The organism is Pararhodobacter sp. (assembly GCF_034676545.1).
In the GTDB taxonomy this organism is placed as follows: Bacteria; Pseudomonadota; Alphaproteobacteria; order Rhodobacterales; family Rhodobacteraceae; genus Pararhodobacter.
Genome location: NZ_JAUCBZ010000015.1, coordinates 2,041,691 through 2,068,434, shown reverse-complemented (window position 1 = coordinate 2,068,434; position 26,744 = coordinate 2,041,691). Strand labels below are relative to the sequence as shown.

Here is a 26,744-nt window from a genome sequence, read left to right as displayed (position 1 = left end):
GGAGTCTACCATGGCACGACCCGCTGAACAGCGCCCGGAACGTGGCGAGGCCCAGGAGGCCTTTCTCGACGCTGCCGAGGTGGTGTTTGCCGAAAGCGGTTTCCACGGTGCCACGACCCGCGCCATTGCCGAGCGGGCACAGGCAAATGCGGCGCTGATCCACTATTATTTCGGCTCCAAGGAGGCGCTCTATGAGGCCGTCGTGGCGCGCCGTGCCGGGGCGATCAACGACGAGCGCCGCACCCGGATTGCCGCGCTTCATGCGCGGGGGGCGGTAACGTTGGAAACCATCCTCGAGGCCTTGTTGCGCCCCACCATCGCGCTTGGCCGGGACCCGTCGCGCGGCGGGGCGCATTATGCGCGGCTGTTGGGCCACGCGGCCTCGGGCACGGATGAACGCTCGCGCCGTTTGACGGGCGCGCATTACAACGCCATTGCCCGCGTGTTCATCGCCGAAATCGCCGCCATTGTACCGGGCCTGAGCCCCGAGGACACCGTGCGCGGCTACCTGAACGCGGTTGCCATCGGCATCTCGCTGATGGCCCCGACCGGCCGCAGCCAGGATCTTTCCGACGGCGCGCTACGCGACGATGATCTGGAGGAGATCATCGGCCAGGCCGTGCGCTTTCTTGCAGCGGGCATTCGCGCGCTTGCCAAACCGCCCGGTTGACACCGGACGTCTGCGCCAACGGGCATCAGAAACCAACGGCGCATCCAACCCCGTGGAGGAGACCACCCATGACCAAATCCCTACGCAGCCTTTTGGCCGGGACGGCGCTGGCAACCTGCCTTGCCCTGCCCGCCACCGCCCAGGAAACCATCGACATCACTGTCGTCAATGGCCACCCGCCGATCTTCTTGTGGGTCAAGCACCTGACGGAAACCTTTATTCCCTCCGTGAACGCGGCCCTTGAGGGGTCTGGCTATGCGATCAACTGGACCGAAGCCTACGGCGGCAGTCTGGCAGCGGTTGGCGGCGAATTGGACGCGATCGAGGACCAGTTGGCCGAAGTCGCCGCGATCCCGACCGTGTTCCTGCCCAACAAACTGCCCTTGCAGAACGTCACCTACAACACCCCGTTTGGCCCCTCGGACCCGCAGATGGTGATGGAGGTCATGGACAACCTGCACAACACCATCCCCGGCATGATCGAAAGCTGGCACGCCTATGACGCCGAATACCTGGGCGGCGGCTTTGCGCTGGACAATTATCTGCTGATGACCAATTTCCCGGTGAGTTCGATTGACGATCTGGCCGGCCGCCGGATTGGCGCGCCGGGGCCTGCGGTCAACTGGCTTGAGGGCACCGGGGCGGTGGGCGTCGCGGGGAACCTGACGACCTATTACAACGACATCCAGACCGGGGTGTTCGAGGGCGTCATCGTCTTCCCGACCGCCGCCGCCCCCGCCCGTCTGCAAGAGGTCGCCCCCTATGTCACCGTCACCGACTTTGGCGCGCAATATGCGGGCACGCTGGTTGCCAATGCCACATGGCTGGCCGAGCAGCCCGAAGTCGTGCAGAACGCCCTGCGGACGGGGGCCGCGGCCTATACCGTGGCCTATCTGGCCGAGCAAACCGCGCGGGTAACCGCGGCGATGGCGGCGATTGCGCCCGATCCGGCCAATCTGCACGTTCTGGCGCCAGACGAGCGCGCCCGCTGGGCCGCAGCCCTGCCCGATATCGCCGGCACCTGGGCGGCGAGCGCTGACGGCATGGGTCTGCCGGGAACCGAGGTGCTGAACGCCTATGTCGCCGCCGTGACCGAGGCCGGGGCCAGCCTTGGCCGCGACTGGTCGATCCGCTGATCTGAGCCGTCTGGGGGCGTGACGATCCGCGCCCCCAGCCATCCGGAGGACCTGATGTCCGCGATCCAAGACCTGCCCACCGGCCTGAAACCCTTTGACCTTCTGGCGCGGTTTTTGACCCGCATCACGGCGCTGTTGTCGGTGGTCGGCACGCTGCTGATCCTTGGGATCATGGTGTTGATCTCGGTGGATGTCACGGGTCGGTTCTTTTTTGGCACGCCGATTGCCGGTGTCCCGGAAATGGTCGCCATGTCGATCCTTGCCATTGTCTTCCTGCAAATCTCCAACACCTTGGCCGAGGGGAAACTGACCCGCTCGGACGCGCTGATCGGCGCTATTCATCGCAACAACCCGCGACTGGCCGAGGGGTTCGATGCGCTTTTGCATCTGGCGGGCGCGACGCTGCTGGCGATCCTCGTTTCAGCCTTTTACCCGCAATTCCTGCGCAGTTATGGCCGCAGCGAAATGATCGGCACCGTCGGCCAGTTCCTCGCCCCCATCTGGCCGGTGCATGGCATCGTCTTGCTGGGCGCGGGGTTGATGTTTCTGGTGTTCGTCACCCGCGCTCTGGCCCTGGCGATCCGCGCGATCCGGGGTGCGCCATGACCGGGGTCGAGATCGGCCTGTGGTCGCTGGTCGGCATTCTGGGCCTGATCTGGCTGGGCATGCATGTCGCCATTGCGCTGGCGCTGGTCAGTTTCGTCGGCGTCTGGGCGCTGCGCGACAACCCGACCTATGCCGCCCGCCTGTTGTCCCTGGCCACGCGCGAAAGCATTTCCAGCTATCTGTTCGGCGTCGTGCCGCTGTTCGTGCTGATGGGCCTCGTGGTCAGCCGCGCCGATATCGGCCGCGACACGTTTGACGTGGCGAACCGCGCGCTGGGGCGGCTCAAGGGCGGCTTGGGCATGGCCACCGTTGGCGCGAATGCGGTTTTCGCGGCGATCACCGGGATTTCCATCGCCTCGGCGGCGGTGTTCGCCAAGGTCGCGGTGCCGGAAATGATGCGCATCGGCCATACCGCACGCTTTGCCACGGGCGTTGTCGCCGGGTCGTCGGTGCTGGGCATGTTGATCCCGCCCAGCCTGCTGTTGATCCTCTATGGCATCCTGGCCGAGCAATCGGTCGGGCATTTGTTCGTCGCCGGTATCGGTCCCGGCGTCGTGCTGGCGTTGGCGTTTTGCGTCGGCATTGCGGTGATGATGCGCATCGCACCGGGCTTCACCGGCACGCCAAAACCCGCTGCGCCGATGGCCTATGAAGGATCTCTGGCCCGCGACACGGCCAGCAAACTGGCCCCAATCGCCGCCCTCATCGCACTGGTTCTGGGCGGCATCTATGGCGGCATCTTCACCCCCACCGAGGCCGGGGCCATTGGTGCCCTCGGCGCCATCATCATCGCCACGCTCAAACGCCGCATCACGCCGCGCATCCTGTGGCAGGTGACGCTGGAAACCGGGCATATCACCGCCGCGATCTGCTTTCTGATCATCGCCGCGACGATGTATTCGCGCTTCCTCGCGCTGTCCGGCCTGCCCGCCTTCGTCACCGAATGGGCGATTGCCCAAGAGCTTGGCGTCACCGGGTTCGTACTGCTCTATTGCCTGATCTTGGTGCTGCTGGGCACGATCCTGGACAGCTCGTCGATCATGCTGATCACCCTGCCCCTCGTGCTGCCCATCGCCACCGCCCTGCACATCGACTTGATCTGGTTCGGCATCGTCACGGTGCTGGCCGTCGAGATCGGCTTGCTGACGCCGCCGCTTGGCCTGTCGGTCTATGTGATCAAAGGCGCGCTCGATGATCCCGGCATCCCCTTGGGCGATGTGTTCAAAGGCGCGCTGCCCTTTGCGGCGATCATGGCCCTCGTGCTGATGCTGATCATCGCCTTTCCACCCATTGCCACCGCCCTGCTATAAGGAACCCTGCCCATGAGATTGATCGACCTCTCCGTCGCGCTGGAAACCGGCATTGCCTCGGACCCTCCGGGGATGGAGCCGCAGATTGCCTATATGAACCACCGCCAGACGCCGGCGCAGATGACCAGCTTTTTCCCCGGCATGACCGCCGATGAATTGCCGGGTGGCGAGGGCTGGGCGGTGGAAACCGTGACCCTGTCGACGCATAACGGCACCCATCTGGACGCGCCCTATCACCATCATTCGACGATGGACCGCGGCTTGGTGCCCGGTGGTCGCCCGGCCTTGACCATTGATCAGGTGCCGCTGGAATGGTGCTTTCAGCCCGGCGTGAAGCTGGATTTCCGCCATTTCGCCGACGGTTATCTGGTGACGCCCGAGGATGTCGAGGCGGAACTGGCGCGCATCGGCCATACCCTCAGCCCCTTGGAAATCGTGGTGATCAACACCTCGGCGGGGGCGGCATACGGCCAGCCCGATTATCTCGACAAGGGCTGTGGCATGGGCAAAGCCGCGACGCTGTATCTGCTGGAACGCGGGGTGCGGGTGACCGGCACGGACGGCTGGTCCTGGGACGCGCCGTTTTCCTTCACCCGCGACCGCTATATCCGCGACAAAGACGCCTCGATCATCTGGGAGGGCCACCGCGCCAGCATGGAGATCGGCTATTCGCACATGGAAAAACTGGCCAACCTTGATCAACTGCCCGCCACCGGGTTCCGCATCTCGTGTTTTCCGTTCAAGATCAAGGGGGCCTCGGCGGGCTATATCCGGGCCGTGGCCATTCTGGACGATTGATGGACAAAGCCCTCGTTCAACCCGTTCGCACCGGGCAGAAGGCCACGGAGGAGGGCCCTCACCCCGGCCGCCCCACCGCCGCTGGCGCTGCTTGTCGCGGGGCGGACGGCGCGCAACAGCACACAATTTCGGGCCAAAGGGCGGATGTCCGCGATCACCAGAGCGCCGCGCCACCCCAGACAGACCAGCACACAGATTGACAGGAGCCGCCCATGCCCAACCCCCTTGATGGCTTCAGCGTCACCAAAGACGATCTGTGGTATGTCGGTGCGGATTTGCAGCGCCCCGAGTGCATCCTCGCGGAACCCGACGGCAGCCTGTGGGCGGCGGATGCACGCGGCGGCGTGGTGCATATCCGGCCGGACGGCACACAAGCGCTGATCGCCCAGGCCCTCGACACGCGGTTCGGCGCAACCAAGGACGCGGCCGACCGCTTCACCCAAGGCACGCTGCCGAACGGTCTGGCCTTTGATGTGGATGGCTCGCTGCTGATCTCGAATTTCGGCACCGACCGGCTGGAACGCATGACCCGCGACGGGCGCACCACCGTGGTGCTGGACACCATCGACGGCACGCCAATCGGCAAGGTGAATTTCGTGCTGCGCGACAGCAAGGGTCGCATCTGGCTGACCATCTCAACCCGGATCGTCAACTGGATGGCGGCCATCAGCCCTGCGTATCACGATGGCTACGTCGCGGTGCTGGATGACAACGGCGCGCGGATTGTGGCCGATGGCTTCCGCTTCACCAATGAAATCCGCTTCGATGCTGCCGAGGACTGGCTCTATGTCGTAGAGACCACCGGGCGCTGCATCACAAGGCTGCGGATCGGCGACGAGGCGCAGGTTTTGGCGCGCGAGGGGTTTGGCCCGGCGGATACCGGCGGCTTCATCGACGGGATCGCCTTTGACGCCTACGGCAACCTGTGGGGCACGCAGGTGATGTCAGACCGGATTTTCGCCATCACGCCCGAGGGGGAGTTCCGGGTGATCCTCGACGACGACAACCCCGCCCCCTCGGCGGCACTGTATGAGGCGTTCGCCCGCGATGCCGTGACGCCCAATCACATGCTGGCCTGTGGCGGCACCATCGCGCCGTGGTTTGCGTCGGTGACCTTTGGCGGGCCGGATTTGCGCACGGTTTACATTGGCTCTTTGCGCGGCAACCGCATTCCCGCCTTCAAAAGCCCGGTCGCGGGTCTGCCCATGGTGCATTGGCGATAGCGGCGCTCAACCGCGCCCGGTCAGCCAGTTCCCGACCTGCGCCAGACGCGACCGCCCCCCGCCCCTGGCCTCGTGGCGATCGGCCGCGCCATAAAGCCCGTACATGCCCCGCACCCCCAGCCAGCGCAGCGGTTCGGGCTCCCACGGGCGCACCCGGTGGTTGACCCAGGGCAAACCGGTCAACCCGGTCTCGCGGCGCAGCGCCAGATCCGCCAGCGTGCGCCCCGCCAGATTTGCGGTGGAGACGCCGACCCCCACATAGCCCCCGGCCCAGCCGATCCCCGTTTTGGCATCGAGGCCCACGGTCGCGCACCAATCGCGCGGCACCGCCAGCACGCCGCACCACGCATGATCAATCCGGGCGTGCCGGGCCGCCGGGAAATGCCGGTGCAGGATCGCGATCAGACGGCGCACGGTTTCCGGGTCCGGACGTCCGTTATCGTCAAGCCGTGAGCCGAACTGATACGGAACGCCGCGCGCACCCACCGTGATGCGCCCGTCGCGCGTGCGTTGGCAATAGCAATAGGTGTGATCAAAATCGCCCAGGATTTCATGCCCGTTCCAGCCGATCTGCGCCCAGATTTGCGGTGGCAAAGGCTCGGTCGCGATCTGTGCCGAGTTCAGCGGCAGCCATGTGCGGCGATGCCCCGGCAGCGTTGCGGTAAACCCTTCGGTGCAGCGCAGGATGATCGGCGCGCGCACATGGCCCGACGGGGTTGCCACCTGCCCCGGCGCAATGGCGGTGACCTCGGTATCCTCATGGATGACAACCCCCAGGCGCTCAACCACCGCCGCCAAGCCGCGCACCAGTTTCGCGGGCTGGATGCGCGCCACACCGGACACGACCATCCCGCATAACGTGCCGGGAATCTGGATCCGCGCGCGGGCGTCCTCGGCGTCGATGGCGTGGATCCGCTCGCCCTCCCCCCAACTTGCGCGATGCGCGACCTCGGCCAACAGGCGCTCGGCTTGTGCGGGGTTGGTGGCGACCATCAATTCGTCGCAGCGGCGAATATCGGCGTCGATGCCCTCGGTTTCGGCAACATGGATCACTTCATCGACGGTGCCCATCATGGCGCGCACCATGCGGCGCACCGCGTCAGCGCCAGCGGTTCGGGCATAGCGCTCGTGGTTCCAGGCAAAGCCGCCCGACAGCCAGCCACCATTGCGGCCCGAGGCCCCGAACCCGGCAAACTCCTTTTCCAGCACCACCACCGACAAGGACGGGTCCGCCTGTTTGAGATAATAGGCCGCCCATAGCCCGGTATAGCCCGCGCCGATGATCACCACATCGGCGGCCCTGTCGCCCGGCAGTGGCGCGCGCCGCGTTGTGGGCAGGCCGATATCGGCATACCAGAACGAGACCTCCCCAAGGCGGGGTCCGGCCTTCATGACAGGCCCAATGATGCAAGGATTTCAACGCGGTGCTGGTCGCGCAAGGGCGCTGGACCAGGCTCTGTGACCTGCCCGTCAAACCGCGGCGCGGCGCGCGGTTGCAGCATGGCGTCGCGGGTCGCCCAGGTCTGGCGCGCCACCAGATGCGGGTCGGCGGCGGCCTCGGTGGGCGACAGGACCGGGGCGACACAAGCATCGGACCCGGCAAAAACAGCGGTCCAGTGATCCCGGGGGCGCGCCGCGAAAATCGCCGTCAGGCGCGCCGTGGCCTTGGGCCAGGCGGCCGGATCATTCTGGCGGGCAAACTCGGGATCATCGCCCAGCGCGAGGATCTGCAAGAACGCCGCGTAGAATTTCGGCTCCAGGCATTGCACCGAGATATGGCCACCATCCGCGCAAAGATAAGTACGCGACCAATGCGGCCCGTCCAGAATCGAGGCACCGCGCGGGGTCTGAAACAGCCCGCCCGCCTGAAGCGCCATCAACAGCGCCATCATATGCGCCGAACCGTCGACAATCGCCGCGTCCACCACAGCGCCCGTACCCGTGCGCCCGACATTGATCAGACCCGCCAGGAGTCCCGCCACCAGATAGAGCGCGCCGCCGCCGATATCGCCCACCAGCGTTGGCGGCGTGATTGGTGGTTGACCGGGCGGTGAGGCATACCAAAGCGCACCCGAGAGCGCCACATAGTTCAGATCATGCCCGGCCTCTTGCGCGCGCGGGCCCTCCTGCCCCCAACCGGTCATGCGACCGTAGACCAGACGCGGGTTCAGGGCTTGGCAGTCCTTTGGGCCCAGCGCCAGCCGCTCCATCACGCCGGGGCGGAACCCCTCGATCAACGCGTCGGCGCTGCGGATCAGGGCTTCGAGAACGGGCCGGTCCTCGGCGGATTTCAGATCCAGCACGATGGTTTTCTTGCCGCGATCCAGCAGATTGCGCTTGGGCAGACCGGGCAAGGGCGGCCCGCTGCGGCGCTGCACGCAGATCACCTCGGCCCCCAGATCGGCCAGCATCATCGCCGCAAACGGCCCCGGCCCCAGCCCTTCGATCTCCACGACCCGAACGCCCGTGAGCATTGCCTTCGTCATACGCCGTCCCTCCATTGCCCGCGTTCGATCAGCACCTGTTTGAGCACCGTCGGGCGGTCTGTCATCAGCGCGTTCACACCCATATCCAGCAAATGCGTCATCTGCGCCGGGTCGTCCACGGTCCAGACCTGAACCTGAATGCCATGACGCTGCGCAAGCCGTATGAACCGCGGCGTCACCACCGCCAGGCCATGAAACCGCGGCGGCACCTGCACCATGGGGTATTCGCCCAACCGGAGCGGCAGACCCCAGGCCCTGAGCCACATGGCGAACACCTCCAGCCGGGCGGGCGACCAGCACAGCGCGGCGCCCAGTTCCGCGCGCAATCGGCGCGTCCGGTTTGGTGCAAAGCTGCCTGCCCCCACGCGGTGCAAAACATCCATCCGCCGCAAAAGCTGCGCCAGCGGAGCAACGACCTGATCGGATTTGGCCTCTATGTTGACATGCAGGCCGGGAAATTCCTCCAGCAGATCCGCCAGCCGCGTGACCCCGGCCCCCTTTGGCGTGCGCAGCGGTCTGATCTGTGGCCACGTCAGCGCGGCAATGGCGCGCGGGTCGCCCATCATGCGCTGCAACGTCGGATCGTGGTGAATGACGATTTCGCCGTCCGCCGTCAGGTGAACATCGGTCTCCACATGCCGATACCCCAACGCCACCGCATGCGCGAAAGCGGGCAGCGTGTTCTCTTCGTTTTCCAAAGAACCGCCGCGATGGGCAACCGCGATCGGGCTGGGGTGATCAAGATGGGGATGCATGATGCAATGTTGCCCAGAATTGTTCGGCTGTCGAGCCGATTAAGCCTGCACCGGGCGGCGCAGGATTCGCCACAGCAGCAGCAACACCAGAAAATAGGCAAAGGCCCCGTAAGACAGGGTTTCGCGGGCCGTGGCGGCACGGTCGGCCCATTCCAACCCGGCACCGGCCAGCGCATGAATCATCCCCCAGCCACCCGCCACCCAAAGGAGCGCCAGCAGCAAGACCTGTTCCAGCCGCGTGCTACGCGCGGCGATATCGGCGGCCACCAGCGCCAGCCCGATGCCCGTCACCACCATGTCATAATCATACAGATACGGGCTCACGAGCGCCGAGGTGAAACACGCCATCGCCAGGGTCTGCGCGGTCCGGACGCCGCGCCGGACCGCCAGCACAATCGCCAGACAAGCGGCGACGCCAACCCCGGTTTGAACCCACAGCGCCACCGCGGGCGACGCCCCCAAGGAATGCAGCGCAGCATAGATCGAGGTCATGCGGAACAAGGGGTAGAACTCGGTGCGCAGGGCCTCACCCGCCTGACGCGCGCCGCCCACAAACGCCCCCCAGATGTCCGCCCCCAGAACCCCTGTTGCCAGCGCGGACGAGGCCAGCACAATCGCCATCGCAAGCGCCAGCACCCGCCAACGCGCCGCAGCCAGCGCCTGCACGCCCAAGCCAATCCCCAGGTGCGGCTTGATCACCAGCAGCCCCAGGGGCCAACCCGCGACCGTTCGACCACGCAGGCTGGCAAGGCAAAACCAGCCCATCAACGCCCCGGTCAGAAAGGCGTTCTGGCCAATTGTCACGGTCACATAAATCGGCGGGACCAGCGCCAGCAGAACCCAAAACAAGCGCTCGCCCGCAAGACGCGCCAGCACAAACAGATAGGCCGCCAAACTCAAGCCGGTGAACAGGCCATAGGCCACGCCGCGCGGCAGCATCGGCAGGGTCAGCGCGATCAGGTCGAATTGCGGCGGATAAGTCCAGGGCATGAAGCCATCATGGCCAACCAGCGCGTGTTGAATTTCCGCCATCACCGCCGCGCTATACGCCTGCGCAACGCGGCCTTCGTGGAACAATTGCCCGACGATATAGAACGCGTCGAAATCGACCAGCACCCCCCGCGCGCCAACCTGCGGCAACAAAAGGGAATATTGCAGGATTCCGGCAAAAAAGACGATAACCAGCAAACCGGTCGCAACCCTCAGCCATCGCGCAAAGGGTCTGGGGGGGTCTTGCATAGAGGCTCCGGTCTCGGGCGGGTCAGGACGCGCGAACCGCACTGCCCGTTTTTCGCGACGACCCTAGCCCGCGCCGTGCCGATCTGGCAAGCGGTGCGTGGTGGCAGGGATCCGGCCCAGCGCTAAAGTGCGTCAGAACCCAACCGACGCCCGCCACAGCAAACTGCCGCGGCGCGCAAATTCGGATTGCCCCAACGCCCCCTGCGAGACCCGCGCAGGCTCTGTCATGGCTTGGGTCAGAATGGCCTTGCTGCGCCACGCGGCCAACAAGGCGGGGCGCGCCGATTTCGGCACCCGGCGCAACCCGGGTTGCGCGGCGTTCAGCCGGTCCAGCCCCTGTTTGGCCAGTGCCGCAATGGCCTCGGGTCGGCCGTCGGGCAAGGGCAGACGGCCCGCCTGTTCCAGCGCCGGGATGGCCATCAGGTAATTCGCCAGGCCCTGCGCCGTGCCCAGCGATATCACGTCAGGATGCGACGCCGGGCCGTCCAAGGCCTGCACGGCAAGCGCCAGCAGCGCCCCGGCACCATCCTCCAGATAGCGCCACAATCCGGCGGCATCCGCAAAGGGCGCTTTGGTGCCGATTTCAACCTCGCGTGCGTCGATCACCCGCAACAGCACATCAATGTCCAGCCGTTTCTCGGCGACCAGATCCATCAGCGGCGGCGCAATTTCATGGACCGGCGGGGCCTCGCCGCGCAGCACATCGCGCCAGAATTGCAACCGCATCTGCGCCAGCATCGCCTCTTTCGTGACCCAAGGCGCGCGCGCCACCTCGAGATTGAAGGCATAAAGCGCGAACAGCCCGCCACGGCGTTCCGGCGGCGCGGCCATCACCGCCAGAAAACGGTCAGGATCGCCCCGTTCAACATGGGCAGCACAGGCAGCAAGGGCGTTCGAATCTGTCATGCAGGCGACATAGCCCGCCACGGCGCGCCGGACCAGAGCGCGCTTGGGGCATGGCCGCAAATTCTGCGATCCGACTTCGCGTTCCGGGTGGTCAAAGGTCGCGGGTCCGCTTGCGCAGCGTTGTCGGCATCCCCACACGTCCGCACAGCAAAATCCAGACCCGCACCCGCACCCCCTCGCCAGCGATCAGGCCAAGGGCCAAACACGCCCGCACAAGGCCCGCGCAAAAGCGACCCGGCCCACCTCGCAGCGCTGCCAGATCGCGCCGCGCCAATCCGGAATTTCCATCGGTTCAAACCGGTTTCGCAACGATCAACCGATAGCCATAGGTGACGCCGTGGGTCCGCCACAGGGCAATTTCGGCGCGAAGCTTTGCAACAAGCTTTGGGTCTTGGTCGAAACTGTCCAATTCGCTTTCCAGCGGGCCGTAATACGAGGCCCAACCGGCCGGGCCAACCCAGCGCGCGCCAAGTACCTGATAGCCGGCCGCATTGACATCGGCCTCGAGCGCCGCGGCAGAACCAAGCTCTACACCTTCACCGGCCCAGAAATCTCGCACGGCATCGGGCACATGCTCTTGGCGCGCCCGAAGGTCTGAAAACGCGACGGCTCCATGTGGCGTCAAATGCTGACGCCACGCCGACAACGCTTTGATAACCCCGGCACAATAGATCGAGCCCGCGGCCCAGATCAGATCGAACGGGCCACCCGGTGGGTTTGTCATATCGGCAACATGTGCCTCGACCTTGGGAAATCGGCTTTTGACACGCGCAATCATGGTCTGCTCAAGGTCGACCGCGACGACCTATTCATGCGAGAACAGGGACGTGAGTATCCCAAGATCGGCCCCGGTGCCGCACCCGGCATCCAGGACCCGTGCGCCACGTTCGACATCGGCGATCCCCAAGGCCCATCGCAGGCTCTCGGTGCTCCCTGGACCCAGCCGATCCAAGCCTGAAAACAAAGTGGCCAATGTCGACAAAATAAATCCCCTTGACCGGTAGCATTCAGCCTAAGCGGGAAATTGCCAATCGTCCAGTGCGGCGTATTGTCGTGCTTATCCTGCCGGTTCCAGACCATCACGGATCAGTTTCCATTGGATCGCATCCAGCAAGGCGCTGAACGATGCGTCAACGAGATTCGCACTGACTCCCACCGTTGACCAACGCCGGCCCTGCCCGTCCTCGCTGTCGATGATCACCCGCGTCACCGCTTCGGTTCCGCCTTGCGTGATGCGCACCTTGAAATCCACCAACCGCATGTCGTCGATGCTGGCCTGATAGGGGCCAAGGTCCTTCGCCAAGGCTTTGGCCAGCGCGTTTACCGGGCCGCGGTCGGTGCCCGAGCCGTCCATGCTTTCGGACACCGTCAACACCTTGGTGCCGCCGATTTTCACCACCACCACCGCTTCCGAGATGCTGACCATCTGATCATAGCGATTCTTGCGCCGCTCGACGGTGACCCGGTAGCGTTTGACCTCGAAGAACTCGGGCATCTGGCCCAATTCGCGCCGCGCCAGCAACTCGAACGAGGCCTGCGCGCCGTCATAGGCATAGCCCTGATCCTCGCGCTCTTTGACCACATCCAGAATGCGCGCCAACCGGGGATCACCCGCCGCAACCTCCAGCCCCGCCGCGGCCAGACGTGCGCGCAAATTCGATTGCCCGGCCTGGTTCGACATCGGGATGACCCGCGCATTGCCCACCAGCGCCGGGTCGATATGCTCATAGGTGCTGGGATCTTTCAGGATCGCGCTGGCATGAAGCCCCGCCTTGTGGGCAAAGGCACTGGCGCCCACATATGGCGCCGCGCGGGTCGGAACCCGGTTCAAGATATCGTCCAATTGACGCGACAGACGCAGCAATCCGGTCAGGGCCTGCGGGCTGACGCCGATTTCATAGCGGCGCGCGTAAGGGTCCTTGAGCAGCAAGGTCGGGATCAATGTCGTCAGACTGGCATTGCCGCAGCGCTCGCCCAACCCGTTCAACGTCCCTTGAATCTGACGCGCGCCGGCATCCACGGCGGCCAGGGAACAGGCCACCGCGTTTCCGGTGTCGTCATGGCAATGGATGCCCAAATGATCACCGGGAATGCCCGACGCGATCACCTGCGCAACGATCTGCCCGACAACGCTGGGCAGGGTGCCGCCGTTGGTGTCGCACAAGACGATCCAGCGCGCCCCGGCGTTCAGCGCGGCGTTCAGACAGGCCAGCGCATATCCGGGGTTCGCGCGGAACCCGTCAAAGAAATGCTCGGCGTCAAACAGCGCCTCGCGGCCTTGGGCGACCATATGGGCAACCGAGTTGGCGATGTTTTCGAGGTTCTCGGCTTCGGTGATCCCCAGCGCGGTTGCGACGTGGAAATCATGGGTCTTGCCGACCAGACAAACAGCCGGGGTTTTCGCGTTCATCACCCCTGCCAACACCTCGTCATTCGAGGCGGAGCGACCCGCTCGTTTGGTCATGCCGAAGGCGGTCAGGGTCGCGCGGGTTTGGGGGCGTTGCTCGAAAAACTCAGAGTCGGTGGGGTTCGCGCCGGGCCAGCCGCCCTCGATATAATCGACGCCCAGATCATCGAGAGCCTTGGCGATGATGATCTTTTCTTTGGTCGAAAATTGCACGCCTTGCGTCTGCTGTCCGTCGCGCAGCGTGGTGTCGTACAGATAGAGGCGTTCGCGCTGTCCCACGGGTGGGACAGTTGACACATCGTGTGTTTTCAAGGACATGGCGTGCAGCCTTCACTTTTTCTTAACGGTTTCGCCCGTTCATCTTGCCAAAAATACTCCACGGGGGTCTGGGGGTGTGAAACCCCCAGTTCCAACGCCGAAACCCGCGCGGCGCTCATCGAAGTGCCTCCAGTTTGGCCGCGTCGAACCCGGCACCGGGGACCAATTCGACACCGGCTTTGGACATGCGCACTTCAACCCCGGCGGCGATCAGGGCGGTTTTCAGCGCGTCGACCGGCGCGAAATCCTTGGACGCCATCGCGTCGGCACGGACCGAGGCCAGCTTTTCCGCCCAATGTGACAGGTCAACGCCCAAGGCCCAATCGCCCAGCGCCTCCGTGAGCAGCCCCAACACCGCCGCCGAGGCCCGCAGCCCGGCGGCATCCCCGGCCTTGGCCAGATCATGCAGCGCGGCCATCGCGCCAGCGGTGTTCAGATCATCCGCCAAGGCGTCGATCACCGGCTGCGCCACGGTGCCGCCCTCGACCCCGTCAACCAGCGCGCGCCATTTGCGCAGCGTCGCCTCGGCCTCGCGCGCCTTCTCCGCCGTCCAGTCCATCGGTTTTCGGTAATGCGTCGACAGCATCACAAAGCGGATCACCTCGCCGGGATAGCCCTGGTCCAGCAGCTCGCGCACGGTAAAAAAGTTGCCCAAGGATTTGGACATTTTCTTGCCCTCGACCAGCAGCATCTCGTTGTGCATCCAGACCTTGGCGAAGCCTTCGCCGGGGTGGGCGCAGCACGATTGCGCGATCTCGTTTTCGTGGTGCGGAAATTGCAGGTCCAGCCCGCCGCCGTGAATGTCAAAGGACGGGCCCAGCAGCTCGAACGACATCGCCGAGCATTCGATATGCCAGCCCGGACGGCCCCGGCCCCAGGGCGAGTCCCAGCCCGGCAGGTCGGCATCCGAGGGTTTCCAGAGCACGAAATCCATCGGGTCCTCTTTGAAGGGCGCGACCTCGACCCGCGCGCCGGCGATCATGTCATCGACCGAGCGGCCACTGAGCGCGCCGTAATCCTTGTAAGACCGCACGCGGAACAGGACGTGGCCGTCCTTGGCATAGGCGTGGCCCTTGGCGATCAAGGTTTCGATCATGGCGATCATCGCGCCGACGTATTCGGTCGCGCGCGGCTCATGGGTCGGGCGCAGCGCGCCCAGCGCGTCCATATCGGCGTGATACCAGCCGATGGTTTCCTCGGTGCGCTGGTGGATCAGATCCTCCAGCGACCCCTTGGCCCCGGTCTGCTGGCGTTGCAGGGCGGTGGCGTTGATCTTGTCATCGACATCGGTGAAATTGCGCACATAGGTGACGTGGTCGGGGCCGTAAACATGGCGCAGCAGGCGAAACAGCGTGTCGAACACCACCACCGGGCGCGCATTGCCGACATGGGCGCGGTCATAGACCGTGGGGCCGCAGACATAGAGCCGCACGTCTTGATCATCAATCGGCGTGAAATCGTCTTTGCTGCGCGTGCGCGTGTTGTACAGCCGGATCCTGGTCATCGTCGTCCTCTTTTCACCTTTGGTTTGCACAGGTCAAAACCCCCCTCACGCGGGGTGGCGGCTTATCTCTCCGACGTGGGAAAAAGACAGCGCCCCGCGCGACCCTTGGGGGTCACTCGGTCGTGCAGCAACAAAGGATGATGTGCAGCGTCGTCATGGCATCGCGGGTAGCACAGCGCCCAAAGTCGCGCAAGCGCAACGGAGGGCTTAGACCCGGCGGGCGCGCAGTCGTTGAGTGTGGACCTCGCGCCAGGTCATCACCAGCCCGCCGGCGACGATGATCGAGGCGCCGGTGAGGCTGATCCAGTCGGGCCAGACGTCGAAGAACACCAGGTCATAGAGCGCGGCCCAGACCAGCGTCAGATAGAAGAACGGCGCGACAAAGCTGGCATCGGCGATGCGATTGGCCCGCAGGTTGAGGATCTGCACCAAGACCATCATCACGCCGATGCCGATCAGCGCCAGCCAATGGCCGCTGCTTTGCGGCCAGACCAGAACGCTGAGGGCGACGCCCGAGGACAGGACCGCGCCCATCGCGTTGTTGATCAGCATGGTGCGGTTGGTCGGTTCGCTGACCGCAAGGCGTTTGATGGCGATGCCTTCCAGCCCCATCGCCGCCGCCGCCCCCAGCGCCAGCAGGGCGGCCGGTTGGATCACGCCGTCGCCCGAGCGCAGCAAGACAAACACGCCGGTCATCGCCAGACCCGCCGCCAGCCAGCGCCAGCGGCCGGGCCTCTCGCCCAGCAGGGGAATGGCAAACAGCATGGTGGCCACCGGGGCGGTGAAGGCCAGCGCGTTGGCGTCAGCCAGCGGCATTTGCGCGGCGGCGGCAAACATCATGCCGCCCGCCGACCAGCCCAGCAGCGTGCGGGTGGCGTGCAGCAGATAGTTGGGGCGGGCGCTGTGCGCGGGCCATGCGGCGCGGCCCGAGGCCTTGATCGCCCCGAGCATCACGATCACCGCCGCAAAGCCAAAGACAAACCGCCCCTGGGCGACCATCAGCGGGTGCAGGGATTGCCCCATCGCGCCGCTGCCCAGCGCTTTGGCCAGCAGCGTGGTGCCCGCCATCAGCAGGGTTGCGCAGACCATCATCAGGGCGGCAGTCAGGGCAACAGAGCGCATCGGGGGCCATTATTCCGAGGGATGCGACAGGCTAGGCCGTCAACACGCAAAAGACCAGCGCCGGACGGTGGCGCTGGTCGTGGTTAAGGGTGCGTTTTTTCCGGCAGGCGGTTACTCGGCGTCTTTGCCCCGGATCAGCGATTGCGCGACATAGACAAGGATCGCAAAGCCGACCGCCCCCATCGCGCCGATGCCGAGGATCGCCAACCAGTCGATCGGCCCGCCCATATCGGCCAGGGTCGAATTGGTGAAGGTCAGCACGAACCAGACCGCGGCAATCGCGCCCACCGGCATACTGAGTTGCGCCAACAGGAATTTGCGCATCGACATTTCGCGGTCGCGGATCAGCACATAAAGATACAGCACAGTGATCACCACGGCGACCACGACCATAGCCCAGAACACGCCGGTGCCGAACATCTCCTCGAACACCGCGATCAGGGTTGAAAACGTGAGTTCTTCCATCGGTGCCTCCTCAGGCCAAGCCACGCAGCATGGCGTTATAGGTGGGTTTCAGGGCGACCTCTTTCATCAGCCAGCTGATCCACAGCTCTTCGAGCGGGGCGATCACACCGGGGAAGGAGGGCACGAGGTTGTTGTTATAGTCGAATTCGATCAGCATCGCGCGGCCGATTTTGGTGATCATCGGGCAACTGGTATAGCCCGAGTAGGTTGCCGTGCCTTCCCGACCCATGATTTCCGAGACCAGATGGTCCTCGACGACGGGTTGATGGAATTTGGCGCTGGCGGCGGTCTTGCCCTTGGGCACGCCGTTGATATCGCCGATGCCGAACACGTTCGGATACCGCAGGTGGCGCAGGGTCTCCATATCGACCTCGATCCAGCCCTCGCCGACCCAGCGATCCGCCCAGCTCAGGCCCGAGTCGCGCACCACTTGCGGGGCGCGCTGCGGCGGGATGACGTTGATGAAATCATACGCGGTTTCGACATCCCCGGCAGGCGTGGCGTAGGTCGCGACCTTGCGCGATCCGTCAATCGCCTTGAGCACATGGTCATAACGCGTGGTGATACCGCGCTCATCGAACAGTTGGCGCACCTTGTGATGCACGATCGGCACGCCGAACAGCGATTGCGCATGCGCATTATAGATCACCTCGACCTGGTCGCGCATGCCGCGCCGCCGGGCGATATCATCGGCCAGGAAGGTGATTTTCAGCGGCGCACCGGCGCATTTCATCTCGGTCGCGGGACGCCCGAACAGGCCGGTGCCACCCTCATCGAGGAACCGATCCAGGGCGCGCCAGCTGAATTCGGCATAATCGGGGCCGGCATAATGCGCACTGACGCCGTTTTCGCCGACCATATCCAGCGAGAACCCCTCGATCGCGTCCCAGTCCAGCGTCAATCCGGTGGCGACGATGAGATAATCATAGGGCACGCGCCGCCCGGCGGCGGTGGTGACGACATTGGACTCGGGGTCGATCTCGGCGGCAAATTCCGGCACCCACTCGACACCATCGGGCAACCATTCGGCAGTCTGACTGACCGAATAGGTCGATGGCTTCAAACCCGCAGCGATCAGCGTGAAGCCCGGCTGATACCAATGCTGCTGGCGCCCGTCGATGATGGTGATCGTCGCCCCGTCCAGCCGGTTGGCCAAGCGGTTGGCAATGGCGGTGCCGCCTGCCCCCGCGCCGACAATCGCAATGCGCGCCGAGGTTTGCACGCGCTGCGCCTGCACCGCGCCCCCGCCCGCCACCAGCGCCGCACTGCCTGCGGCCAAGCCCAGAAATCCGCGTCGTGTCGCGTTGAACGTATCGTGTCCTGCCATGACAGCCCCTCCCTAAGTTCGGCACAACGCCGCGTTGTCGCGGCGCCCCAAGATCAACCCCAGAACACAAGCGATTCTGTGAATATGTTTACTATTAGCCGATTTACCCCCCCGCGACTTGATCTCAATCAATGTTGCATCTGCAATTAAATCTTAGTTTGGGTTGTATGTAACGATGACAAACCTGACCTAGGAGCATTTCTCATGCGTCTGACGACCAGAACCAACCTCGCACTGCGCACCTTGATGGTCTGTGCGGTAAATCCTGAGCGCATCGTTCGCAAAAGCGACGTTGCCACGGCGATCAATGCCTCGGAGAACCATTTGGCACAGGTGGTCAACCAACTGGGGCAGGAAGGGCTGATCACAACGCTGCGCGGCCGTCACGGCGGGTTTTCGCTGGCGCGGCCCGCCACTGAAATCAGCGTCGGCGGGTTGTTTCGCATCTTTGAAGCGAGCCTGCCGTTCATGGATTGCTTTACCGATCACAACACCTGCCCGCTGAAGGGGGTTTGCCGCATGTCGGGGCATATCAACCGCGCGGTCGAGGCGTTCTATACCTCGCTCGATCCGGTGATGCTGAGCGATCTGGTGGATTGCAACGACGCGCTGGATGCGATCCTGGCGCTGGATCCCAGCGCGCGGGCCGTCGAATCCGGGCTGTGCGCCAAGGTCACCGAAGACGCCTGAGAGGCGGCGTCTCACTGGGGATTCCGGCACGCGCCGCATGGGGTGAGGCCGCGCCACACAGGCACGCACACCGACAGATGAATGCAAGGGGGCGCAACAAGCCTCAGAACTGGATGCGCAAACGGTCCTGCATGATCTCGATGCGCGAGAACCGTTCGAGATAGCGCATCCCCAGCAAGGAGGCGTGCAACTCGCCTTCGTTGACCAATGCGCCGACGCGGTGCGAGGTGTGCTCGCCCAGCGTCACGGCGTCCAGAACCACTTGTGCCGTGCGGGTCACGCCATTGGCGGTGCGCGCCGTGCCCAGATAGAGCAGATCGCGCGCACCGAACCCCAATTTGGCGGCGTCGGCTTGCGTGAGCACGATATCGCTGGCCCCGGTATCCAGGATGAACTGCACCGGATGCGGGGCCCCCGAGGGTCCGGTGATCTCCAGCGTCAGATGATATTGCCCGTCCAGCGCCCGGCGCAGCACGATGCCCTCGCCATCCGAGCTTTGCACCGAGGCCGCCGAATAGCGCGCGCCCTCCCACAGCCCATAGCCTGCCGCGACGCCCGTGATCAGCAACGCCCACAAGATCAGGCTGCGCAGGCTTTCCGCGATCCGCCCGCGCATCGACACCAGCGCATAGGAAATCAACACCGTGCCCAGAATCCCCAGATACACAAGGCGGGTCAACTGATCGCTGGTCAGGGAATCGAGCATGGACATGGTCGCTGCGTAGCGCGGGTTGCGCCCCTTTCGTGCCGTGGGTGATGATAACTTAGGGCCAGACGCGCGCCAGACCAAGGGCCAAGCCGTCACAGAGCCGTCAGATGAGGCCCGCGCCCTGAATGCCGTTCAGCACGAATTGCACCGAAAGCGCCGCCAGCAACATGCCCAGCAGCCGTGTGATCACCATGGTTCCGGTCGGCCCCAAGGCGCGCTCGAAGGGGGTGGCGAACAAAAACAGGATGAAGGCAATCAGCAAAACCGCCAGCATCGCCAGATGCACCGCCAGAATGCCGCTCCAGTCCGAGGTTTCGCCGACCAGCAAGATCATCGTCGCCATCGCCCCCGGCCCGGCGATCAACGGCATGGCCAGCGGGAACACCGACGGATCAGGCACCGCGTCGGCATGGCCCGCGCGGCGTTTGGTGCGCCGGTCAAACAGCATATCGAGTGCCGTCAGAAACAACAGGATGCCGCCGGCGATCTGAAAGGCGGGCATGGTGATGCCGACCCCCGCCAGGATCGTCTCGCCGGCCAGTCCGAAAACGGTCAGCAAGACGGCCGCCACCACGCACCCCCGAATCGCCACCAGACGCCGGTGCGCGTTGCTGGTGCCCTGCGTCAGGGCAATGAACATGGGCGTCAGGCCAATCGGATCCACGACCACGAACAGCGTGACAAAAACCGAAATGAGAGCGGAGGTTTCAAACATGGTCAGGAGATTGCGGAAGTTGGCGCGCGAGTCAACCACGCGCGCCACGACGCGGCGCATTGGCTCGGCCGGTCCGGCGGGCGATCGGACCCTGGGACTGGCGTTCACGATCGACGGTGATCTGGATCGGTCGAGCGGCGGGATCTGCGTCGTTCAGCAGATCACGCCGCAGGGTCCAGACCTGATGCTGACGCCGGATGACGAGGCAGACGGCTCTCGCCAAGACGGCGAGGCAAGCCTGACACGGCTTGGCGCGGGTCGCATCGGTCAGAATGATATGACATTTGCGCCTTGCCGGCAATTTCAGGGTTCGGAATGTCAGTCATTTTAATGACTGACATTCCTGATATTCCCTATTTGCTTGCCTTCTCAAGGACTTCTATGGACTTCATCCACATGGCCTCGGCGCGATCCACAGCCTCCATCACCTCGGCGTATTTGCGGTTCCAGGTGTCCAACTCACCCCGGCGGCTGTCGTCATAGAGGGCCTGGTCGGCCAGTTTGCGCGACAGTTTCTCGCGCATCTCTTCCAGCTTCTCGACCCGCTGCTCGCATTTGCGAACCTCGGCGCGCAGCGCCATCAACTGCTCGCGCGTTGCTTTGACCTTTTCGGGCTGCTGCTTTTTCTCGCGGGCTTTCTCGGCCTTCTCGGGATTGTCCGACAACAGCAATTTGCGATAACTGTCGAGGTCGTCCAGATACGGCTCGACGCCGCCATCCTTGACCAACCACAACCGGTCAGCGACCAGCGACAACAGATGCATGTCGTGGCTGACCAGAACCACGGCGCCGGTGTAGGCGGTCAGCGCCTCGACCAGGGCCTCGCGGGATTCAATGTCGAGGTGGTTGGTCGGCTCGTCGAGGATCAGCAAATGCGGTGCCTCGATGGTCGCCAGCAACAGCGACAGACGCGCCTTTTGCCCACCCGACAAGCGCCCGACCACGGTTTCCGCCTGATCGGCCATCAGGCCGAACCCGGCCAGCCGGGCGCGCAAACGCGGCTCGCCCTCGGTCGGTTTCAGGCGGCGGATATGCTGCACCGGGGTCTCATCAAGATACAATTCATCAACCTGATGCTGGGCAAAATAGCCGACGCGCAGCTTGTTCGAGCGGGTCATCTCGCCGCCCATCGGCGGCAATTTGTCGGCCAACAGTTTGGACAGCGTCGATTTCCCCTCGCCGTTGCGACCCAGCAGGGCGATGCGGTCGTCCTGGTCGATGCGCAGGCTCAGACGCCGCAGAACCACCGTGTCACCATAGCCCACCGAAACCCCCTCCATGGCGATGATCGGCGGCGACAGTTCCTCGGGCGTCGGGAAGGTGAACACATGCTTGGCGGCCTCGGCCGGCGGCGTGATCGGCTGCATCTTTTCCAGCATCTTCACGCGGCTCTGCGCCTGACGCGCCTTCGAGGCCTTGGCCTTGAAGCGGTCCACAAAGGACTGCAAATGCGCGCGCCGCAGGTCCTGCTTTTTCGATTCCGCCACCAGAACCGCGCGCTGCTCGGCGCGGGTGCGGGCGAACGTGTCATAACCGCCCTGATACAGGGTCAGTTTCTTCTCATCGAGGTGCAGGATCGCCCCCACCGCCCGGTTCAACAGCCCGCGATCGTGACTGATGACGATGACGGTATGCGGATATTTCGCCAGATAGGCCTCAAGCCACAGCGCGCCCTCAAGGTCGAGGTAGTTGGTCGGCTCGTCGAGCAGCAACAGGTCGGGCTGCGCGAACAGCACCCCGGCCAGCGCGACACGCATCCGCCAGCCGCCCGAAAAATCCGAGCACGGCATGAGCATTTCGTCATGCGTAAAGCCCAGCCCCTTGAGGATCGCACTGGCGCGCGCCTCGGCGGACCAGGCGTCGATGTCGTTCAGCCGCGCCTGAATATCGGCAATGCGGTGGGCATCGGTGGCGGTCTGCGATTCGGCGAGCAGCGCGGCGCGCTCGGTATCGGCCTCAAGGACCGTATCCAGCAGGCTGGTCGAGGAGGATGGCACCTCCTGCGCGACACCGCCGATACGGGCGCGTGACGGCAGGCTGATGGTGCCGCCTTCGGACACCAATTCACCGCGGATCAGGCGGAACAGGGTGGTTTTCCCCGATCCGTTGCGCCCAACGAGGCCAACCTTGTGGCCAGACGGAATCCGGGCCGACGCCCCTGTGATCAGGGGGCGGCCATCGACGGAATAGGAGAGATCTGTAATACTGAGCATGGCCGCCGCATAGCAGAGGCTTTGCGCGTCCACCAGCACCTGTTGCATTCCCGGCGGGCCGCGTGTGCAAATTGCCGCCGCCCGTCGTTGACGCGAGTCCGTCGGCCGCGCGCACCGGCAAGACAGGCGGCGGGGCGTGTCCGCCAGACCCAATCGCGGCTTTTCAAGGCCCATCAGCCATGCTAGACGCCGCTTCGATTTTATCGGCGGGTCGGCATCGGGCCGGGTCCGCCCTACCGAGAGAGACGCAGATGACAATTCAACGCACCTTCAGCATCATCAAACCCGACGCAACCAAGCGCAATCTGACCGGCGCGATCAACGCCAAGATCGAGGCCGCCGGCCTGCGCATCATTGCCCAAAAGCGCATTCACATGACCCCGGCCCAGGCTGGCGTGTTCTATGCCGTCCACGCCGCGCGCCCTTTCTATGGCGAATTGTGCGAATTCATGGCCTCGGAACCGGTCGTCGTGCAGGTGCTTGAAGGTGAGAACGCCATCGCAACCTACCGCGGCGTCATGGGCGCCACCAACCCGGCCGAGGCCGCCGAAGGCACGATCCGCAAGGACTTCGCCCTCTCGGTTGGCGAAAACTCGGTCCACGGCTCGGACGCGCCGGAAACCGCCGCCGAAGAAATCGCGTATTTCTTCTCGGGCCTCGAACTGGTCGGCTGAGATCGCCCAAGCAACACCAAAAAAGGGCGGGGATTTCCCCGCCCTTTTTCCATGCGCCCGGTTTTCATCTTGCCACAAATACTCACCGGGGTTCCAAGGGGGTGCGTCGCACCCCTTTGGCCGGGTGCGGGTGGGGACCCGCGCGGCGTGGCGGGGCTCGATGCCCCGCCACGCCGCTCCCCCCCCTGAATTTAACGGCAGCGCCGATTGACCTCCCGGTTCAACAAGCCGGTTTCCACCAACAGGCACCGATCCCGCGCCTCGTAGTAATAGCCGCGCGCGTAACGGGTCACCGCCGCATCCATGTCCCCATCCGAGACCAACCACGCACCGCGCAGGTAGCGTCCCGCATAGCGCAGGTTGACCTCGGGCCGCAGCAACTCCTCATTGCGCCCGTCAAACCCCATGGTGCGCGCGGTTTGCGGCAGGATCTGCATCAGCCCCCAATACGGCCCGTTTCGCGCATCGGCCCGATAGTCGCTTTCGCGCTGAATGACCCGGTGCAACAGCGCCTCGGGGATCTCCAGATCCGACGCGGCACGTTGAATCAGGCGGCGCATTTCCGCCGTTTCACCGGGATATAACCCCCGCGTCACAGGCTCCGGGTCCGATGCTCGCCCACCCCCGCAAGCGGTCAGAAACCCCAGCCCGACAACCGCCACCCAGACCGATACCCGCATCATTCACTCCGCCGTTTTGTCCGCCGGGATCTGGCGGGAACAAGAATGCCGATTTCATCCAGGATCGCCTCGATCCCCGCAATCCCCCCTGACGCAGAATGCGCGGCTTTCAGCGCATCGAAGCGGGCGCGCAGATCTTCTTTTTCGCGCCCTTTGCAATCATTCCACGGGCGCCCTTGCAAGGCCATGACCAGAACATAGTAGCCGATGAAATGCGGGCGCTGCCCAGACCGCAGCAACGCCTGATAGGCCGCATCGGCCCCCAGTTCGCGCAAGTCTTCGGCACAGGTTATGCCAGCCCGCGCAAACGCCTCTTGCGCCAGCGGACCCAGATTTCGGATGGTGGAAATTGGCGTGTTCATGCTCTCAGACTGCCCAATCGCCCGAAATTTGCAACATCTTTCATGCCAATTTCGTAGGCCGATACATGGCGCAAATCAACCGCACGGATCATGGCACGCGCCGGGTTCCTGTCCAGATTCGTGCTGGGGTCGTCAACCTGCAAAAAGGTATGACATTTAATGTTTACAATCTGTTGCAGCACACAATTAGCAATATCCCAAAGCGCCAGGCGCATCGATTGCACCGACTGAACGAGAAAATGAAACATCATACAATTGACGAATTCCCTAATTTCACCCCTCGCCATAGATCAGACCATTAATTGCCTGACATTCAATTCCAGCAAATCCCCTTGCTTGCGGTCTGACACCTCGCCAAACTCAAACGACAAAAGGAGACCCGCATGGATTTACCCTTCGACGGCGCCATTTCGCACTATTTCAAGCATGACGCGCCCAAGGCCATTCGCGAGGCCGTCGAGGACGGTGCCAAGCGCGACATTCTGGACGACAGCTATCCCTATGACCGCTGGATCAAGAAGTCCGATTATGAGAACCGGATGAAGGATCTTCAGGTCGAATTGGTGAAGCTGCAACGCTGGATCGAAGCCACCGGGCAGCGGGTTGTGGTGGTGTTCGAGGGGCGCGATACGGCGGGAAAATCCGGGGCGATCAAACGTGTGTCCGAAAACATGAACCCGCGCGGCGCGCGCATCGTGGCGTTGCCCAAACCGACCGACCGCGAGCAGAGCCAATGGTATTTCCAGCGCTATATCGCCCATCTGCCCGCCGCTGGCGAGATCGCGCTGATGGATCGTAGTTGGTACAACCGCGCCGTGGTCGAACATGTCTTTGGCTTTTGCACCCCAGAGCAGCGCGCCCATTTCTTTGACCAACTCGAGGGCTATGAAAAGGCCCTGATCGACGATGGCATCCGGGTGATCAAACTCTGGTTCAACGTCGGCCGCGCCGAGCAATTGCGCCGCATGTTGGCGCGCGAGAGCCATCCGTTGAAACAGTGGAAACTGTCCTCCATCGACGTCAAGGGCCTGGCGAAATGGGATGCCTATACGCAGGCGATCGGCGAGACCTTCGCGCGGTCGGACTTTGATTTTGCGCCCTGGACGGTGATCCGGGGGGATGACAAATACCGCGCGCGGATCGGGGCCGTGCAGCGGATCCTGTCCGCGTTCGACTATGACCGCAAAGACGCCAAAACCGTCGGCGAGGTTGATCCGAAGATCACCGGCGGTGTGGCGCTTTGGCCGCGAGGATAAGGGCGGGTGGTGCGAAGCCCTGCGGCACGGCGTGCGGTGAGGCCCAGACCAGCGCCCCGCGATTGACCAACAAGCCGCCGGTGTCGTGATCGCCCTGCACCATCGCCAGATTGCCGCCCATCAACGGCCCCAGCGCCCGCGCCACCAGATGCGCAGAGGCCGCAGCACCGGGCGCAGGTTTCCACAGGACGCCGCGCGCCACGGAGCTTAACAAGACACCGACCAGATCGGCCACCGGGGTCTGTGCCGCGCTGAGCAGCACAACGGGCCCCTCGCCCGGCACAGAGGGCCGCTGCGGCGACGACACGCGGTCCTCGACCCCCTCCAACAGGCGCAATTGCCGGGCCATCGGCTGAATTCTGTCCCAGGCGTGCTGCAAGGCGGCGATATCCGCCACGCCGCCCTTGCCCAACGAGGACAGCGCGCGCTCTATATCCGCGTCTTCGGCGCAGACGATGCGCCCCATGCGCCCGTCGTCAAACGGCAGCACCGGCAACAGACGCTGCCCCAGAGGAGCGCGCCATTGACCGTCTGCATAATGCACGAAAAGCCGTTCGTTCAACTCTGCCAGAAACTGCGCGTCCATGCCACGCGCCCCCGTTATTGGGCGGGACGGCAGCTTGCGGTCAGGCCGTTGTATTGCTCGATGATCCAGTTCGGCGCATCGGCGGGCAGATTGTCGACCAACGCGGTCTGCACCCGCGCAAACAGCGCCACCGAGCGGCTGTTGTCGACCATCGGCACATTGCCCACCGGCACCGCGCGCTGGAACACCAGCAGCGCAACCGCAATCAACAAGATGCCCCGCACGACACCAAAGAAGAAGCCAAGCCCCTGATCAATGCCGCCCAGCGCCGAATTGCGGATCAGGCTGGAAAAGAGGGGCGTGAACAGCGCGACGATCATCAAGGTCACGGCAAACACGGCAGCGAAAGACGCGATGATGGTCAATTCACAACTGTCGCCCAGAATATCGCCCAGATAGGGGATCTCGCGCACCCAGGGCTCCACCGTCGGGGCCAGGGTGAAGGCAACAATCGCCGCGACAACCCAGCCCGCGATCGCCAGCAACTCGCGGATCAAGCCGCGCGAATACGCCAGAATGGCGGACACGATGATCACCAGGGCGACGGCACCATCAATCAGAGTAAAGGAATCCATCAATCCGCTCCT

29 protein-coding genes and 1 pseudogene are annotated in these 26,744 nt (G+C 64.2%); 10 read left to right on the top strand and 20 right to left on the bottom strand.

All coding sequences use genetic code 11. The annotated features are described in order from the left end of the window. The first annotated feature begins 10 nt into the window (after positions 1-10). From VDQ28_RS13750 to VDQ28_RS13725, 6 genes are all read left to right on the top strand, one after another. Entirely contained in the window at positions 11-670 is a 660-nt protein-coding gene (locus tag VDQ28_RS13750; protein WP_323036477.1) for a TetR/AcrR family transcriptional regulator, read from the top strand. A 68-nt stretch (positions 671-738) separates the two neighbouring features. Next, entirely contained in the window at positions 739-1,806 is a 1,068-nt protein-coding gene (locus tag VDQ28_RS13745) for a C4-dicarboxylate TRAP transporter substrate-binding protein (protein WP_323036476.1), read from the top strand. 54 nt (positions 1,807-1,860) lie between these two features. After that, positions 1,861-2,412: a TRAP transporter small permease subunit gene (locus VDQ28_RS13740; protein ID WP_323036475.1), complete on the top strand. Its 552-nt coding sequence runs from the start codon at positions 1,861-1,863 to the stop codon at positions 2,410-2,412. Continuing rightward, the gene (locus VDQ28_RS13735) at positions 2,409-3,722 is read left to right on the top strand and encodes a TRAP transporter large permease (protein ID WP_323036474.1); all 1,314 of its coding nucleotides are present in this window, start codon (positions 2,409-2,411) and stop codon (positions 3,720-3,722) included. The genes VDQ28_RS13740 and VDQ28_RS13735 overlap by 4 nt, the downstream gene beginning before the upstream one ends. Positions 3,723-3,734: 12 nt before the next feature. Then, positions 3,735-4,520 carry a cyclase family protein gene (locus VDQ28_RS13730; RefSeq protein WP_323036473.1) on the top strand — a complete coding sequence of 262 codons (786 nt, stop codon included), beginning with the start codon at positions 3,735-3,737 and terminating at the stop codon, positions 4,518-4,520. Between the two features lie 212 nt (positions 4,521-4,732). Continuing rightward, positions 4,733-5,743 (top strand): SMP-30/gluconolactonase/LRE family protein, encoded by a 1,011-nt coding sequence (locus tag VDQ28_RS13725; protein WP_323036472.1) that lies wholly within the window; start codon positions 4,733-4,735, stop codon positions 5,741-5,743. A 6-nt stretch (positions 5,744-5,749) separates the two neighbouring features. On the opposite strand, the gene VDQ28_RS13720 is transcribed toward VDQ28_RS13725, so the two are convergent. The 12 genes and pseudogenes from VDQ28_RS13720 to VDQ28_RS13665 form a co-directional block, all read right to left on the bottom strand. Further along, positions 5,750-7,135: an FAD-dependent oxidoreductase gene (locus VDQ28_RS13720; RefSeq protein ID WP_323036471.1), complete on the bottom strand. Its 1,386-nt coding sequence runs from the start codon at positions 7,133-7,135 to the stop codon at positions 5,750-5,752. Beyond that, positions 7,132-8,217, bottom strand: a complete 1,086-nt coding sequence (locus VDQ28_RS13715) for a CaiB/BaiF CoA-transferase family protein (RefSeq protein ID WP_323038127.1) — start codon at positions 8,215-8,217, stop codon at positions 7,132-7,134. Before VDQ28_RS13715 ends, VDQ28_RS13720 begins: the two co-directional genes overlap by 4 nt. 8 nt (positions 8,218-8,225) lie before the next feature. Continuing rightward, positions 8,226-8,984, bottom strand: coding sequence for a glycerophosphodiester phosphodiesterase family protein (locus VDQ28_RS13710; RefSeq protein ID WP_323036470.1), 759 nt, complete (start codon positions 8,982-8,984; stop codon positions 8,226-8,228). Positions 8,985-9,023: 39 nt separating this feature from the next. Next, on the bottom strand, positions 9,024-10,223 hold the full coding sequence (locus tag VDQ28_RS13705; RefSeq protein WP_323036469.1) for a glycosyltransferase family 87 protein: 1,200 nt from the start codon (positions 10,221-10,223) through the stop codon (positions 9,024-9,026). Between the two features lie 132 nt (positions 10,224-10,355). After that, entirely contained in the window at positions 10,356-11,129 is a 774-nt protein-coding gene (locus tag VDQ28_RS13700) for a squalene/phytoene synthase family protein (protein ID WP_323036468.1), read from the bottom strand. 91 nt (positions 11,130-11,220) lie between these two features. Then, positions 11,221-11,403 (bottom strand): hypothetical protein, encoded by a 183-nt coding sequence (locus tag VDQ28_RS13695; RefSeq protein WP_323036467.1) that lies wholly within the window; start codon positions 11,401-11,403, stop codon positions 11,221-11,223. 18 nt (positions 11,404-11,421) lie between these two features. Next, positions 11,422-11,922, bottom strand: a pseudogene (locus VDQ28_RS13690) (class I SAM-dependent methyltransferase); the annotation flags it as partial. A 264-nt stretch (positions 11,923-12,186) separates the two neighbouring features. Beyond that, complete coding sequence (gene cimA / locus VDQ28_RS13685) at positions 12,187-13,854, bottom strand: citramalate synthase (RefSeq protein ID WP_323036466.1); 1,668 nt, start codon at positions 13,852-13,854, stop codon at positions 12,187-12,189. A gap of 115 nt (positions 13,855-13,969) precedes the next feature. Further along, positions 13,970-15,358, bottom strand: a complete 1,389-nt coding sequence (gene cysS / locus VDQ28_RS13680; protein ID WP_323036465.1) for a cysteine--tRNA ligase — start codon at positions 15,356-15,358, stop codon at positions 13,970-13,972. Positions 15,359-15,565: 207 nt separating this feature from the next. Further along, positions 15,566-16,480 (bottom strand): DMT family transporter, encoded by a 915-nt coding sequence (locus VDQ28_RS13675; RefSeq protein ID WP_323036464.1) that lies wholly within the window; start codon positions 16,478-16,480, stop codon positions 15,566-15,568. A 111-nt stretch (positions 16,481-16,591) separates the two neighbouring features. After that, a complete protein-coding gene (locus tag VDQ28_RS13670; protein ID WP_323036463.1) occupies positions 16,592-16,945 on the bottom strand; it encodes a DUF5368 domain-containing protein in 354 nt (117 codons plus the stop codon). A 10-nt stretch (positions 16,946-16,955) separates the two neighbouring features. Further along, positions 16,956-18,272, bottom strand: a complete 1,317-nt coding sequence (locus tag VDQ28_RS13665; RefSeq protein WP_323036462.1) for an FAD/NAD(P)-binding oxidoreductase — start codon at positions 18,270-18,272, stop codon at positions 16,956-16,958. Positions 18,273-18,476: 204 nt separating this feature from the next. Here VDQ28_RS13665 and VDQ28_RS13660 point away from each other — a divergent pair, with 204 nt between their 5' ends. Then, entirely contained in the window at positions 18,477-18,962 is a 486-nt protein-coding gene (locus VDQ28_RS13660; protein ID WP_323036461.1) for an Rrf2 family transcriptional regulator, read from the top strand. A gap of 103 nt (positions 18,963-19,065) precedes the next feature. Here VDQ28_RS13660 and VDQ28_RS13655 read toward each other — a convergent pair whose 3' ends face one another. Together VDQ28_RS13655 and VDQ28_RS13650 are read right to left on the bottom strand one after the other, a co-directional pair. Next, positions 19,066-19,674: a retropepsin-like aspartic protease family protein gene (locus tag VDQ28_RS13655; protein WP_323036460.1), complete on the bottom strand. Its 609-nt coding sequence runs from the start codon at positions 19,672-19,674 to the stop codon at positions 19,066-19,068. Positions 19,675-19,774: 100 nt separating this feature from the next. Then, positions 19,775-20,386: a MarC family protein gene (locus VDQ28_RS13650; RefSeq protein WP_323036459.1), complete on the bottom strand. Its 612-nt coding sequence runs from the start codon at positions 20,384-20,386 to the stop codon at positions 19,775-19,777. A gap of 19 nt (positions 20,387-20,405) precedes the next feature. On the opposite strand from VDQ28_RS13650, the gene VDQ28_RS13645 reads away from it, so the two are divergent. Beyond that, the gene (locus VDQ28_RS13645; protein WP_323036458.1) at positions 20,406-20,717 is read left to right on the top strand and encodes a hypothetical protein; all 312 of its coding nucleotides are present in this window, start codon (positions 20,406-20,408) and stop codon (positions 20,715-20,717) included. Positions 20,718-20,739: 22 nt separating this feature from the next. On the opposite strand, the gene VDQ28_RS13640 is transcribed toward VDQ28_RS13645, so the two are convergent. Beyond that, positions 20,740-22,599, bottom strand: a complete 1,860-nt coding sequence (locus VDQ28_RS13640; protein ID WP_323036457.1) for an ABC-F family ATP-binding cassette domain-containing protein — start codon at positions 22,597-22,599, stop codon at positions 20,740-20,742. A gap of 251 nt (positions 22,600-22,850) precedes the next feature. Between VDQ28_RS13640 and ndk the strand changes: the two genes are divergently transcribed. Next, entirely contained in the window at positions 22,851-23,273 is a 423-nt protein-coding gene (gene ndk / locus VDQ28_RS13635) for a nucleoside-diphosphate kinase (protein ID WP_323036456.1), read from the top strand. Positions 23,274-23,464: 191 nt separating this feature from the next. Here ndk and VDQ28_RS13630 read toward each other — a convergent pair whose 3' ends face one another. The 3 genes from VDQ28_RS13630 to VDQ28_RS13620 are packed head-to-tail and all read right to left on the bottom strand — an operon-like array spanning position 23,465 to position 24,566. Continuing rightward, positions 23,465-23,953: a transglycosylase SLT domain-containing protein gene (locus VDQ28_RS13630; RefSeq protein ID WP_416349430.1), complete on the bottom strand. Its 489-nt coding sequence runs from the start codon at positions 23,951-23,953 to the stop codon at positions 23,465-23,467. Next, positions 23,953-24,315 (bottom strand): TfoX/Sxy family DNA transformation protein, encoded by a 363-nt coding sequence (locus VDQ28_RS13625; RefSeq protein WP_323036454.1) that lies wholly within the window; start codon positions 24,313-24,315, stop codon positions 23,953-23,955. Before VDQ28_RS13625 ends, VDQ28_RS13630 begins: the two co-directional genes overlap by 1 nt. Beyond that, on the bottom strand, positions 24,312-24,566 hold the full coding sequence (locus VDQ28_RS13620) for a hypothetical protein (protein WP_323036453.1): 255 nt from the start codon (positions 24,564-24,566) through the stop codon (positions 24,312-24,314). Before VDQ28_RS13620 ends, VDQ28_RS13625 begins: the two co-directional genes overlap by 4 nt. A 132-nt stretch (positions 24,567-24,698) precedes the next feature. Here VDQ28_RS13620 and ppk2 point away from each other — a divergent pair, with 132 nt between their 5' ends. Continuing rightward, complete coding sequence (ppk2, locus tag VDQ28_RS13615; protein WP_323036452.1) at positions 24,699-25,571, top strand: polyphosphate kinase 2; 873 nt, start codon at positions 24,699-24,701, stop codon at positions 25,569-25,571. On the opposite strand, the gene VDQ28_RS13610 is transcribed toward ppk2, so the two are convergent. Together VDQ28_RS13610 and VDQ28_RS13605 are read right to left on the bottom strand one after the other, a co-directional pair. Continuing rightward, positions 25,537-26,157 (bottom strand): hypothetical protein, encoded by a 621-nt coding sequence (locus tag VDQ28_RS13610; protein WP_323036451.1) that lies wholly within the window; start codon positions 26,155-26,157, stop codon positions 25,537-25,539. The two genes, ppk2 and VDQ28_RS13610, sit on opposite strands and share 35 nt — an antisense overlap. Before the next feature lie 14 nt (positions 26,158-26,171). Further along, entirely contained in the window at positions 26,172-26,732 is a 561-nt protein-coding gene (locus VDQ28_RS13605; RefSeq protein ID WP_323036450.1) for a CvpA family protein, read from the bottom strand. Between the last annotated feature and the right edge of the window lie 12 nt (positions 26,733-26,744).